Origin of the sequence: Brevibacillus sp. AF8, assembly GCF_021270385.1 — a bacterium.
GTDB lineage: Bacteria > Bacillota > Bacilli > Brevibacillales > Brevibacillaceae > Brevibacillus.
Genome location: NZ_JAGQDN010000009.1, coordinates 183,516 through 196,756, shown reverse-complemented (window position 1 = coordinate 196,756; position 13,241 = coordinate 183,516). Strand labels below are relative to the sequence as shown.

Annotated in this window: 15 protein-coding genes; 5 read left to right on the top strand and 10 right to left on the bottom strand. The window is 48.1% G+C overall.

What is annotated here, in order from left to right:
* Positions 1–13: 13 nt before the first annotated feature.
* The 8 genes from KB186_RS14455 to KB186_RS14420 all read right to left on the bottom strand — a co-directional run bounded on the left by KB186_RS14455 (position 14) and on the right by KB186_RS14420 (position 7,252).
* The gene (locus KB186_RS14455; protein ID WP_173612364.1) at positions 14–1,612 is read right to left on the bottom strand and encodes an ABC transporter substrate-binding protein; all 1,599 of its coding nucleotides are present in this window, start codon (positions 1,610–1,612) and stop codon (positions 14–16) included.
* 25 nt (positions 1,613–1,637) lie between these two features.
* Positions 1,638–2,516, bottom strand: a complete 879-nt coding sequence (locus tag KB186_RS14450) for a MurR/RpiR family transcriptional regulator (protein WP_173612365.1) — start codon at positions 2,514–2,516, stop codon at positions 1,638–1,640.
* Positions 2,517–4,010 (bottom strand): M81 family metallopeptidase, encoded by a 1,494-nt coding sequence (locus KB186_RS14445; RefSeq protein WP_232773852.1) that lies wholly within the window; start codon positions 4,008–4,010, stop codon positions 2,517–2,519.
* 203 nt (positions 4,011–4,213) lie between these two features.
* Positions 4,214–4,990, bottom strand: coding sequence for a GTP-sensing pleiotropic transcriptional regulator CodY (codY, locus tag KB186_RS14440; protein ID WP_016742124.1), 777 nt, complete (start codon positions 4,988–4,990; stop codon positions 4,214–4,216).
* Between the two features lie 215 nt (positions 4,991–5,205).
* Entirely contained in the window at positions 5,206–5,982 is a 777-nt protein-coding gene (locus KB186_RS14435; protein WP_173612367.1) for a sporulation protein, read from the bottom strand.
* A 56-nt stretch (positions 5,983–6,038) separates the two neighbouring features.
* A complete protein-coding gene (locus KB186_RS14430) occupies positions 6,039–6,584 on the bottom strand; it encodes a sporulation membrane protein YtrI (RefSeq protein ID WP_007720889.1) in 546 nt (181 codons plus the stop codon).
* Positions 6,581–6,892, bottom strand: a complete 312-nt coding sequence (locus KB186_RS14425; RefSeq protein ID WP_007720892.1) for a YtrH family sporulation protein — start codon at positions 6,890–6,892, stop codon at positions 6,581–6,583. The genes KB186_RS14430 and KB186_RS14425 overlap by 4 nt, the downstream gene beginning before the upstream one ends.
* Before the next feature lie 132 nt (positions 6,893–7,024).
* Complete coding sequence (locus KB186_RS14420; protein WP_232773851.1) at positions 7,025–7,252, bottom strand: hypothetical protein; 228 nt, start codon at positions 7,250–7,252, stop codon at positions 7,025–7,027.
* Between the two features lie 325 nt (positions 7,253–7,577).
* Here KB186_RS14420 and KB186_RS14415 point away from each other — a divergent pair, with 325 nt between their 5' ends.
* The 3 genes from KB186_RS14415 to KB186_RS14405 are packed head-to-tail and all read left to right on the top strand — an operon-like array spanning position 7,578 to position 9,127.
* Positions 7,578–8,825 carry an MFS transporter gene (locus tag KB186_RS14415; RefSeq protein ID WP_232773850.1) on the top strand — a complete coding sequence of 416 codons (1,248 nt, stop codon included), beginning with the start codon at positions 7,578–7,580 and terminating at the stop codon, positions 8,823–8,825.
* Positions 8,822–8,974 carry a hypothetical protein gene (locus tag KB186_RS14410; protein WP_221868168.1) on the top strand — a complete coding sequence of 51 codons (153 nt, stop codon included), beginning with the start codon at positions 8,822–8,824 and terminating at the stop codon, positions 8,972–8,974. Before KB186_RS14415 ends, KB186_RS14410 begins: the two co-directional genes overlap by 4 nt.
* A 15-nt stretch (positions 8,975–8,989) precedes the next feature.
* The gene (locus tag KB186_RS14405; RefSeq protein ID WP_167402441.1) at positions 8,990–9,127 is read left to right on the top strand and encodes a hypothetical protein; all 138 of its coding nucleotides are present in this window, start codon (positions 8,990–8,992) and stop codon (positions 9,125–9,127) included.
* Positions 9,128–9,198: 71 nt separating this feature from the next.
* Here KB186_RS14405 and KB186_RS14400 read toward each other — a convergent pair whose 3' ends face one another.
* Together KB186_RS14400 and KB186_RS14395 are read right to left on the bottom strand one after the other, a co-directional pair.
* Entirely contained in the window at positions 9,199–9,714 is a 516-nt protein-coding gene (locus KB186_RS14400) for a hypothetical protein (RefSeq protein ID WP_173612371.1), read from the bottom strand.
* A 42-nt stretch (positions 9,715–9,756) separates the two neighbouring features.
* A complete protein-coding gene (locus KB186_RS14395; RefSeq protein WP_221868167.1) occupies positions 9,757–10,836 on the bottom strand; it encodes a M42 family metallopeptidase in 1,080 nt (359 codons plus the stop codon).
* Positions 10,837–10,989: 153 nt separating this feature from the next.
* Between KB186_RS14395 and KB186_RS14390 the strand changes: the two genes are divergently transcribed.
* Together KB186_RS14390 and KB186_RS14385 are read left to right on the top strand one after the other, a co-directional pair.
* Positions 10,990–11,829, top strand: a complete 840-nt coding sequence (locus tag KB186_RS14390) for a GNAT family N-acetyltransferase (protein WP_232773849.1) — start codon at positions 10,990–10,992, stop codon at positions 11,827–11,829.
* A gap of 78 nt (positions 11,830–11,907) precedes the next feature.
* Positions 11,908–13,209 carry a BaiN/RdsA family NAD(P)/FAD-dependent oxidoreductase gene (locus tag KB186_RS14385; protein WP_221868165.1) on the top strand — a complete coding sequence of 434 codons (1,302 nt, stop codon included), beginning with the start codon at positions 11,908–11,910 and terminating at the stop codon, positions 13,207–13,209.
* The last annotated feature ends 32 nt before the right edge of the window (positions 13,210–13,241 follow it).

Here is a 13,241-nt window from a genome sequence, read left to right as displayed (position 1 = left end):
TCACCTCCGTTGTCTATTTTTCGAGCGTGACATCATGCAACGTAATGCCTTGCGTGTACGGATTGACCGTAAAGCCTTTGACGCCGCGTGTGGCTATCACCGTCTCACTTACCCATAAAGGGACCCACGGCAAATCATTTACCAAAATCTCCTGTGCCTCTTCGTAAATCTTGAGACGCGACTGCTCATTCATTTCCAAACGTCCTTTATTCAGTAAAACATCCAACTCAGGGTTGTTGTAATGAGTACGGCTTGTTGAATTGCTCTTTTCAAAAATGAGGTACAAGATATCCGCATCAAACCAGCCGTAGTACATCAAAGCCATGTCATACGACTTTTTCGAAATACGCTCTTTGATGGTTGTCATTTCTTGCACGCTGATTTTCATATCAATACCCGCTTCTTTCAGCTGGCTCTGCAAAATCTGCACCGCTCGCTGAAATGCTGGCTCTTGAGAGACGAGCATTTCTACAGACAACGGTTTCCCGTCCTTATCTACGATGCCATCCCCATTACTGTCCGTCCAGCCTGCTTCCGCTAGCAACTGCCTGGCTTTGCCTAAATCTCTCGTATATAACTGCTTCGCCTTGCTTTCAATCGCTTCACTGTAGCCATAAATCGTGGGTGCCAAAGGACCATAGACCGGCTTGCCGAAGCCGTTCAACGCTACCTGAACAAGTGGATCGCGATCTACGGAGAGGGCTACTGCTTTGCGCAGACGGACATCTGAAAACAACGGGTGCTTATTATTCAATGCGATGTATTTGTTTCCAATGTCCATCACTTTCTCAATCTTGACTCCGGGCAGTGTCTCCAGCTCCGCAACCGAGTTCGGCGGCGCATCATACAACACATGGACCGTACCCTTTTTGAATTCCATCAGGCGTGTATCGTCGTCTTTCATAAACCGGAACATCATGCTGTCGAATTGCAGAGGACCTTTGTTGGCAGCGTACTCCGGTCCCCAGTTATAATCGGGATTTTTCTTGTAGGTGAGCGAAGCACCCCGCTCGCGTTTGTCAAAAATGATCGGTCCCGTTGCAGATGGGTTATCTGCGAAGCCATCCCCTAATTCTTTTGCCTTTTTGGCGTCAAGAGGCGAGACTAATCCACCGACAATGACGTTAACAAACGGAGCAAACGGTTGGCTAAAATGCACCTTGAGCGTATGTTCGTCTGTTGCTTCCACTTTTTCAATTGGACCTGCAAGCCCCTTCACAGGCGAAATGGCGAGCAAACGGTCAAAGGAATCTTTTACGGATGCTGCCGTCATTGGATCGCCAGAGTGATAGCGGACATCTTTGCGGAGGATGAATGTCCAAACCTTGCCGTCCTGCGAGATTTCGTACTTCTCTGCCAAACCCGGATGAAGTTTGCCTGTTGCATCACGGGTCAATAGAGGCTCGTATATTAAACTGTTTTCCATACTCAGCCAGCTCGTTTTGTGCATATCAAGCGAGTCTGGGTCCGTCAAGGAAGCGATGACTAATGTGTTCCCTTTGGCCGCCGTGTCATTCCCCGTTTGATTGGTCGGCTGTGAGGAGCAGCCTGCAATCAACGCCGTTGCCACAAATACACTCATGGCCCCTTGCTTCCACTTGTGAATTTTCATTTCCCGTCCCCCTTATCAATTGCCGTTACACTTCGGTCCCTTCCGCAAACGGGTATATTTGTCGACTTGTCTCTTCGTATTCTTTCAGTCTTTGTTGTACCTGTTCTCCATCAGCCTGAACCACACCACTGATCAAAATATTCAGCATGGAAAAGATCGCCGTCATTCCTTTTAAAGCAGTAGGAGCAGGTGCGCTGACTTTTAAAATTTGATCGGCTACCGGCCCAATAGGAGATAGCTCATCGTCTGTAATCCCGATGATTTTGGCGCCTCTCTCTTTGGCTGCTTTTGCAAACAGAATCGTTTCACTCGTATAGCGGGGGAAGGAGAGTGCGATCACGAGCCACTCCTGATTGATCTGGGTCAACAGATAGTTGACGTCATCAACTGGCCCATTGTACAGATGCGCGTTTCCTCTGACGACATTCAATGTAAAGGCGAGCCAATGGGCTGGAGCATAGGAGCTGCGAAACCCTACAACGAGAATGTGTTTGGCTGCCATAATACTTGAAACCGCTTGCAAAAGATGGTTCTTTTGCAATTCCCCTAACGTTTGCCGAATATACGCAACATCCTGTTCCATGTTATAAGAAATCAGGTCTTGTTTTCCCTTCATCTCAACAGCCGCTGTTCGAAAACTGTGGATGGCATCAGCTTTTGGGACTTTTTCCAATAAGGAGCTGCGAATCTCATTTTGCAATTCGCTGTACCCGGAGTAGGCGAGAGCATAGGATAGTCGGATGATTGTCGTTTCGCTTGTGCCGCTCAATGCCCCAACAACTTTGGCTGGTTGCAGTGCAACGGTCTTCGGCTCGGCGAGAATATATTTGGCTGCTAGTTTTTGTTGGTTGGTCAATTCCGGATAATGCTTGCGGATGCGCTCCTGTACGGATTCCATGATCATCTACTTCCTTGTCAATTGATGTAGGTTCCACTCTGTGGCTGGGTCTAATGGATAAATCGGACGAATGGCTCGCTCGTATTTGAAGAAGCGGAAGTTGAGCGTCGTCAATCCCGGCGAATCGACGGTAATAACGCGTGCGCTAATCGGTTCGAAGGATGCCCGGAAGTGTGTGCTTGATTTCAAGGCCACGATCTTGTATTTGGTCACATCAATTCCGTGCAACAGAAAAATTTGCTCATCCAGCACTTGCGATTTCACGGAGCAAACCAGTACATCAACCCCGTCAATTTGCAAACGAACGGACTTGCCAAAATTCTCATGGCCCCCTTGCCCCATCGGCGTTGTCGCAATGAATTTTCCATCTGTCAAAGCTTTGACGTAGGCTGTTACTTCAAGCGGTTCTCCATGCAAGTAGTCTGTCTTTCCACCCAGTGATAGTTGTATGGTAGCGCCTACTCCTGCCTGATGGGCAATCTGGACTACTTCGGGATCGTAAATAAAACCAAAGCATGCATTCGTCAGCTTGGCTTCCAGCATCGCCCGCAGCAAATGCGTTCCGTCTCCGGGTGTGCCTCCGCCAGGATTATCTGAGGTCTCATTGATTACGATGGGCATGCCTTCCGTTTGCAGTGCCATCGCAATTCCCTCGGCAGGCGTGGGCATGTTCAGCTCGAATTCATCCCGCTTTTCCCAAATCAGACTGGCGACATCCTCGCTCACTTTTTTGGCGAGCTCCTGATCGTTATTCGTAACGCTCAAAACGGAGACGCCCAACTCAGGAATGTCCGTGTACGGAAAACCGTGGAAGAATGCACAGTCGATGACGCCTTCTTCCTTTTCCCACGCCCAGCAGGCTTCGTTTATTTCACGTGCTGGGGAATGATGGGTAGCCGATGTAGGAATCAATAATGGCAGTCGGGTCAAATGCATGGTCGGCTTGATACCTTCTGTAACCATCTTATGCGCAAGGTCGATTGCTTCAATACCACGTTCATAGCAATCCACATGCGGGTAGAGGTGAACACCCAGGAGCGCATCGGCCTCATCCACCATTTTTTGTGTCATGTTTGCATGGAGGTCGAGCGTAACAATTAAGGGAATGTCATAACCGACCAACTGACGCACTGATGCCAGAATGTCGCCCTCCAGATCATCTATTCCTTCTACAACCCCCGCTCCGTGAAGCCCCAGACAAATGGCATCTGCACCTTCTGTCGCAGCAATTGTGTCAAGAAGCTCCTTTTTAATCCGGTCATACGCTTCTCGCACAATCGTCCCCGCTGGATACGTAAAGGTGAGAAAGGTCGGCAAAAGCTCGATGCCCAGCTCTTCGGCGCGATCCACCATCCCTCCAGGAAAGTTGCGAACGCCCCGATTGCGATTCACAATCGTTTCATGATAATCCCACTCATAGCTTTGAAACATCTCGAGCGTCGTGGGCACATTGGAAAACGTATTCGTTTCATGCGCAATCCCACCAATTATCACCTTCATTCTTAGACCCTCCATCCGCTTTTGAAGTATGAACTTTAATTTTTGAATTTTTTGAAGTTTAAACCTTTGTGGACATTATAAAGGTAAGAAAATCATTTATTCAATCGCTAAATTATGAACGTTTTATCGTTTCTGCTATACTCGTTGATTCATAAACAAAAGCCCTCCCCGTTCAGGGAGAGCTTCTGTGTTGCTCGTGCAAATTATGAGGTTTTCCATTTCGCCAATTCAGAAGGGAATTTGTCATTCAACACTTTGATATAGGTACCCTTCATTCCTAACGAACGGGATTCCAGTACACCCGCGCTTGCCAACTTGCGAAGAGCGTTCACGATGACAGATCGTGTCAGACCTGCTTGATCTGCAAGCTGACTAGCTACCAGCAAACCTTCGCGTGCATCCAATTGCTCCATAATTTTTTCAATCGCGATCTGTTCGCTGTAGGACAACGAAGAGAGTGCGATTTTGGCAAATGTTTTGTCACGGACTTCATTTTCAATCTGTTCTGTGCGCTGACGAACGATTTTCATACCGATTACGGTAGCACCGATCTCGCCCAAAATCAGATCTTCTGTTTCAAACTGACCGTAAGCACGCAGCAGGACGAGTGTGCCAAGACGGCTTCCCCCTGCATTGATAGGAACAATCGTCGTCATCATTTGCGGGAAGATCGAATTCAACTCTTTTGGAACCAGGCTGTACGGGCTGGTAACCGGCTCGTTGGCCAAGGTTTGTGACACTTCCAGCAGCTTCTGATGTACACCTTCCTGCAGTTGCGTGGATGAACGACCCTCTTCTTGCAGGGAGATCTCCTGATTCATTCCACTTCCCAGGATCGAACCATCTGCGGTAATGATGTAAACATTTGCAGAAATCACTTCAGATAAAAGCCTTGCGAGATCTTGGAAACCTACTCCGCTGCCACCCATTGTTTTTTGAAGCATCACATTAATTTTTCTCGTTTTTTCTAACAAATTCATAATAATATCCTCCTCTGGATTCTTCATGCTCACAGTATTGTCAGAAAAATCCAGCCCTATACATGCAAATCGAAAAAGTAGAAAGAGAATTGTGTACAGGAATGGAGGTAGAAGCCTCGACTATCGTAGGCGTTGGCGATGGTAAAACCTCCAAAAAGAAAAAAGGCTGGCAGAGTGGTTATTTTCACTCCGTCAGGCCTTTTTTGAATCACACTCTAGCGAAGCTGCTGCTTAATGAGCGCTTCAATCGCTTCGGCAATGACATGCGTATGTTTGTTCACGTCTGCATTCGTTAAGCGGAAACGAATATAGCGTTCATCGAGATTAAACGCTTCTTCAAATGCTCCCATAAAGCCGCGCGCACGTTTGTCCAGTTCCAATAAAACTTCCAATTCGCCATCACGAAGGAAGAAGACTACTTCGAGCTCCTCTAATTGGCTGCGATATGGCCCTGTTGGACGGAATTCAAATTCCTGTACAAACGGATGGTTGCGACCAAGGTGGCGATTGTATTCGCAGTCTACCTTATACAGCTGGAATCCGATCTGTTGAACAGCATCCAACACTTTGGTCATTAACGGATGTGGGCGAACCTCGATGAAATCGGAATCCCCTGGGTCAATCGCATTTTTAATATCGAGACCTGTCCGCAAGTAAACGGGTTGACGCCCCATTGTCAATGGCGTCTCATAAGGCAATTGAAAAGCGAATGGCAGAACGGTTTCTTCTTTCGGTTTCAATTGTACCCGCTCAGACAAACGATATTTGACAAGTGTGCATTCTTCCTTCGTCTTGTTATCGTTGATTTCTCTTTCATAGTGTGTAACGACATACATGTAGATTTCGTCGATTTCCTGGGCCACATCTCCTCCCTTGATATGGACTTCACCTCTGACCATATCGCCGGGAATGAGTGAATCCTGCTCAAGACGTGCATCTACTTGGGCAGAGCCAATACCTACACTAGCCAACAATTTTTTGAACATGGACATGCGTTCGCCTCTCCTTTATACCGACCCAGACCTACATGATCCGGCTATCAGATATTCTATATAGAAATATACGGCGGAAGAAATAGAAAGTTTCGCGCAATCTTTTGCCAAACATCATCGGGTATAACATCCGCTGTCACGAACACATGCAGCGTTCTACTAATCACAACCGTTTTGATTCGTACCTCCACGGTCGTTCGATCTGACAAAATATATTCGCGGCGTCGCAGCATTTCATGCAAGACCTGATGGACCTCTGCAACCTGTTCAACCTTCTTCCCTTTTAACGAAGCGAGATCCTTTTCCACGCGATCGACTACTTGAACCACAATGGTGGCATGAAGCGGCTGCTTCTGATCGGCAGTGAGAACAGAGGCGCGTACGTCTTCGATAACGGTCTCTTGCTTTTTGCGATAAACCCGCTGATTTTGCTTCAGCTCCAGATTTTCCTCGTACAGTTTTTTGTTTTGCAGTTCCAAGCTTTTTTTGATCAGCATCATCTGCTCCATCTCGCGTCCGTATGTAAATAAAATCACGGTTCCGCCCAACACGCACCCCATGAGCAAAAGAGCGAGGTAACGTTTCCAAAGAATTACCTTCATGAGCGCACCTGTACCAGCCAATGCACGCAAATCGTTCCGATATGGGCACCCAAGAATGCAACGACGATCATAACAAGCTGTTTAAAGACCGGAGTCAAATTTCCCATCAGTATTTTTTCGATCTGCAAAAACGAATCAAATGTTCCGCCCAATGCCCCAACCAATCCCCATATTTTGAGCTGGTCAGCCAATTGGGCCATCGATAACAGAGGAGGCTTTTCCGTGAGAAATGCGCCCACCCCACCTGAAAGAGCGCCGCCGACCACAATGCCATAAGCCACAAAAAACGTCAAAATGACTTGTGCCATGATGTGCTTCATCCTTTCTTCGAACAAGCAGCATATGCTTATCCCTACGCTCGTCATCCCGGTTTTATAACAGGACTTGACAGCGTTCCAAATAAAAAGCGGCATGCTATATTGGGCAGCATGCCGGATCAATCAGCGGTGGTTCCTTCTCCATTTCTTCAATTTCTTTTCAATGCTAGGCGAGTTCATGATCATGAGATCCGTAAACAGGTTAACCATTTTCGGATTGCGTAGCATCTGGTTAAAAACCTCTGGATTTTGCTTGAACCATTGCTCATTGGCACGAATCCATTTCTTGAAAGCGTCGTTTGTTTTGTAATAGTGATTTAATTGCCGAACCGGTCGACGATATCCACTCATCTTAATCTATCCCTTCGTCAAAAAATATAACGAGGAGAAAAACGATCACGATGATCCAGATGATTACTTCGAAACCTTCCTCGTTGAAGAAACCAAATCCTCTCACGTCAGATCCCCCCTTCATCCTGCCGCGCTCCTCGCACCATTCCATACGCCCATGGTACCTTTCCCTATAGGTATATGTCGTTCCACGCTTGTTGGATTGGACGCTTGCCTGCCTTCATATTAATTTTGTGTGCTGGCCTACTTTGTTGTGAAAAACGACGCATAGGGACAATCCTTTTCCACTCATACTAGAGAGGACTGAAGCAAAGAGGAGACGAACATGATAGCCTCTATTGGATCTCTGTTACGCAACAAGTCTTACTTGTTGTTACTGCTAGTCGTCTTTTTCATGCACATGGCCTCTTACCTGGTCATTCCCGTCTTCCCAGTCTTTTTGCAAAAGGTACGGGTTCTTTCACTCTCTCAAGTCGGCATCATTTTGGCAGCGGGAAGCATCACATACCAAATCGGAAGCTTGGCAGGCGGCTTGATGTCAGATCGCTGGGGCAAACGCTCTATCCTAGCCTTAGGGGCATTCCTTCAAGGATGTGCCATGGCAGGCTATCACTTCAGCCATTCCTATGGTTTCTTCTTGTTATTTTCCGCTGTCAACGGCTTGGGTCTTGGCCTGCTCGCTCCTACCATTAAAGCCATGATCGCAGATGAAGTGGATGAGAGCCAAAGAACTGCTGCCTTCTCGTGGAGAGGGATACTCGCTCACAGCGGGATTATTGTCGCAGGCTTGATCATTACATGGATGACTGCGGGTGGGAAACAGCCGTTTCTCGTGGCTGCCTTTGTGTACGGAGCACTTGCTGTCTTTTCTCGCTTCATCCTTCCCGATGATCGCTGTGTCGGAACAGATTGCAAGCAAACGCCGATCAAGGAGTATCGTCACATCTTGACCCATCGCAGCTTTCTGCTTTTTTCCGTGATCTCGCTCTTGATCTGGTCGCTTTACGCTCAATTCGCCATGATCCTGCCGCTGCGGGGAGAACATGTCCTGCATTCCGCTACGATGATTGGTCTCATTTGGACGATCAACTCGCTCAGTGTCGTCGTCTTTCAAGGGTTGATCTCACGTTTTGTACTACAGCGCATCAATCCGTACTTGTCCGTCACAATGGGAACGATCTTGTTAGGTGCAGGGCTAACACTCATGGGATGGGCAAACCACTTCCTCACACTGTGCGGGGCTGCGATTCTTTTCATTTTGGGCGAGATGCTGTTTATGCCGATGCTGGACAGTCTCGTCACCCATTTCGCAAAAGAAGAATGGCTGGGGGCGTACTTTGGCTTTTCCAATTTCGTCTCTGGTCTTGGGACAGCTCTTGGGACGGGATTGGGTGGAGCGATGGTTGAAAAGCTAGGGGGGGTCGGCAGCATCAATCCGTGGATTGGCTATGGAGTGATTACACTGTTTTTGGCGGCTATTCTTGGTCTGTTTGCCCTATACGCCATTCCTCGCCACAAAAATGCTGTACTTGACTCCCCCTCAAAAACTCCCAGAAAGGAAGGGGCCACATGAACGTAGAGGAAAACGCACAGCCTCAACTCGAAAAGCAGATGGAAGTGCTTCGGCGAGTGCCGCTCACCTCCCTATTCATCCAACTGGAGGACCATGTATCCTCCCGCATTCGCCAAAAAACAAATTCGCCTTGGCAGCCATGGCTCTAAGAAAGGGGTAGTTACATGACCAAGCAAAACAAGGATTCCTCTGTACAGCAAAATCGACCAGACGAACGCAATCGCCAGCCCAAAAACGTTCAAAACGATGCGCCGGGCTATGGAGACAAAAAACTGGAGGGGCCAAATCGTCCTTCCACCTAACCCTTAGGTAATCAATGAAAAAAGTCATTTTGCGCCTTCATGCAAGGGCAAAATGACTTTTTTCGTTTCCTTTACGCAATCGGTACGAGCTTGTACGGCAAAGAAAATTCTTCTAATCTGTCCAAAAATGCTTGGCGGGACTTTTCATCGGGCGTAATGAGTTGGAGATAGCGTGTGAAGTAAAACACGATTCGATCTTCTTTGCCCTCCTTCAAGCGATAGTGTGACAGCTGTGCGATGTCCGTCAGGTTGTAGAAGTATTCATAGTGCTCCTGTGTAAAAGGCGCATGAAAGATCCGGCTGACAACTACACCATTGCTCTGATTTTCCCGCATGTTCTCTTTTGTTGCCCCAAGAAAACGAAGCAGTTCACCGGCACGCTTCGCCCCGACCTTTTCCACCAGTAGGCTGTCGTTGTATTCCACTTCCAGATCGGTCAATTTGTTGGAAACGGCTGCAAGCATTGCCATCAACACCTTGCGCACTGCCAGATTCTCCGTAGCAAATTGGTTGTCAAACACATTAAATTCAAAGGACGTAGCTTCGCCCTGACGCCGTGTATACAATATGATCGCGTTCAAAAGCATTCCTCCGCTTTCTACTCACTCAACGATATTCTCCGTACCAATTTATCTAGGCAAAATAGATTCCCACGTCGCACGATCCAGCTTGCGAATGACACTGAACAAGAGACGCTTGGCTGCCTCGTAATCCTCACGATCAATGATCGATGCATGGCTGTGAATGTAACGGGACGGAATTCCAATAACGGCAGACGGCACTCCCTTGCCATGGTACTGAACGACACCTGCATCCGTCCCGCCTTTTGCTACATAAATCTGGTATGGAATGTTCTCTTCTTCGCACGTGGAGATAAGAAGCTCACGCAATCCTACCGGCATGACGTACATCGGATCGTAGATGCGCATCAACAGTCCACCGCCGAGCTTGCCGCCATCATCTTTTACCCCTGGTATGTCTGTGGCTGGACTCGCATCCAATGCCAGGAACAAATCCGGATCAATGGACGCAGCGGCAGTTTTCGCACCGCGCTGCCCAGCCAATTCTTCCTGTACAGTAGCCCCGACGTAGACGACATTCGGATGATTTGGGTTTTCATGCAGCTCTTTTGCGAGCTCCACTGCCAAACTGCAACCATAGCGATTATCCCATGCTTTAGCCATGATACGGCGCGGATTGGCCATGACCTGCAACGGGCAAACCGGTACGATTTGCTGGCCAGCCCGTATTCCTGCCAGTTCGGCTTCCTCTCGTGAATCCACGCCGATATCAATGTACATGTTGCGTACATCCATCGGACGATTACGCTGATCGTCGCTCAAGACATGCGGCGGGATCGAGCTGATTACGCCTTCGACTGGCCCATTGTCCGTAATAATATGTACACGTTGCGCGAGCAGGACCTGCCCCCACCAGCCTCCCAGCGTCTGAAATGAAATAAATCCTTTATCTGAAATTCGGGTGACCATGAAGCCGACTTCATCCATGTGACCCGCTACCATAATTTTGGGACCGTTCTCGTCACCACGCATAACGCCAAAAATACTGCCCAGATTGTCGTACATGAGTTCACTCGTATAGCTGCTTATGTATTCTCGCATAATCTCGCGTACCGGACCTTCGAAGCCAGGCGCTCCTGGTGCCTGCGTCAAACGGTTCCACAGTTCAGCTTGAAATTTATTTTCCATCGCCAAAAATCCTCCTCGACCCTAGTTTCATGCCAGTTAACCTTCTCTATTATCCGCGAGAGAGAATTCAGACGCAACTACCTCCAAGCAGGAATGCAAGATCTTGTCCCGAATGAAGAAAAAACACGAATCGTTTTGAGGGGGAAAAAGCAGATGGCAATCACATTGCGAAAGTTGACCGAATTCAGTGAAATTGAGCAATTAGAAGGAATGGAAGGAAAAATATGGGACCCTTCTAGTGCTATTCCTCACCATATGACACTCACGATGCAAAAATTTGGCGGTCTGTTTTTAGGGGCATTCGATGGCGAGGAAATGATCGGCTTCTTGTACAGCTTCCCGGGCTTTACCAACGGAGAACCCCATCTTTGTTCGCACATGCTCGGCTTTTTGCCAGAGTATCGCAAGCAAGGGCTAGGTGTACAAATGAAATGGCTGCAAAAGGAAGAAGCGGCAGCTGCAGGCTATTCCAAAATTACATGGACGTACGACCCGCTTGAAACAGTAAACGGCGTTCTGAACATCGCCAAGCTCGGCGGAATCGTTCGAACCTATTTGCCAAACTGCTACGGAGAGCTCGATGACGACTTTAATCGCGGACTGCCGACAGACCGTTTCCTCGTGGAATGGATGATCGGAAGCGATCGTGTGGAATCCCGTCAGGCAGGAAAGAACCTTATTCCCTCTTTAGAACAGGCGCCAGACCTGTTGCGTCTGGAAATCAAGAATGGTATTCCATATCCTGTCGAAATCGACTTGTCACGCGAAGAGCCTATCGTGCTGCTGCCTGTCCCTGCCTTCTTCCAGGATGTTAAACGAGCTGATATGACCGTCGCTTCCATGTGGCGAGAGATGACCCGCGAATTGTTTACGGTCTATTTTGCCAAAGGTTATGTCGTTACGAATATCATCCGAGATGAATCCATCGTTCGTTACGTCTTAGAAAAGCAGCCGTTGACTGATATTTTAGGTGTCTCATCCTCTCTATCCTAGCTAGAATTGCGCGCCGGGTGCGCAGGTTGTGGTAAAATGGTGGTTGCCCAACCCTACACAACAAAGGACGAGAATGAAATGAATCCATCACAATACAAGTATGACGTTATCATCATCGGCGGCGGCCCCTCTGGGCTGATGTCTGCTATTGCTGCTTCTGGCCAAGGAGCAAGAGTTTGTCTCGTGGAAAAAGGCTCAAAGCTCGGACGCAAGCTCATCATATCTGGCGGCGGTCGTTGCAATGTAACCAATGCGAAGGAACAAGATGAATTGATCAAACAAATGCCGGGTAATGGCCGCTTCATGTACAGTGCTCTCACCCAATTCGGCAACCGAGAGATTATCCAGTTTTTTGAGGAGTTGGGGGTCTCGTTAAAAGAAGAGGATCGCGGTCGCATGTTTCCGGTCACAGATAAAGCCGTTACAGTCGCCCAAGCGTTGATTGATTTGTTGAAGCAAAGAGGTGCCAGTATTCATTTAAATGCCCCTGTAAAAGAAGTTCTCTATTCGGAAGGCAGAGTCGGTGGCATCATGCTCCAGTCTGGTGAAAAAATTACCGCGCCTTGTGTGATTATTGCCGTTGGGGGTTGTTCTGTACCACAGACAGGATCTACAGGCGATGGCTATGCTTGGGCGAAAACAGCCGGGCATACAATCACAGAACTGTATCCTACTGAAGTACCGCTTACAGCCAATGACTCTTTTATTCGCGATAAATCGATCCAGGGTCTGTCGCTGCGTGACATCACGATGACGTTGTACGCGCCCAATGGGAAAAAGATAAATACACAGGAAGGCGACATGATCTTCACTCATTTCGGAATATCAGGCCCCGCCTCTCTGCGCATGGGACATTATGTCTCTGTGTCGCAACGAAAATACGGAGCGGTTCCTCTATCTCTGACGATCGATCTCATGCCTGACAAAACAGCCGAGGAAATCATGTCGGAAAGCTGGCAACTGATCGAGGAACAGCCAAAAAAGGCAGTAAAAAATGCAATCAAAGGCTTCCTGCCTGAACGGATTATCCCACTCTTGCTTGCCATGGCAGGAATTTCGGATGAAACGACCTACAGCCATATGAAGAAACAGGAGTGGAGCAAGTTCACGAGCTTGATCAAAGCTTTTCCACTTACCATTACGGGGACGCTCTCTCTCGAGGAAGCGTTCATTACAGGTGGCGGTGTGAGTGTAAAAGAGATCGATCCACGTACGATGAGATCCAAACTCATGGATGGGTTATATTTTGCTGGAGAGGTCATGGACGTCCACGCCCATACCGGCGGCTACAACATCACCATCGCCTTTTCGTCTGGCCATTCTGCAGGTACGCATAGTGCGCAGGAAGCATTTGAATTTTTTTACGAGAATGACGTTTAGGTTATGAAGGATTGGGGAAACTATGAATCAGG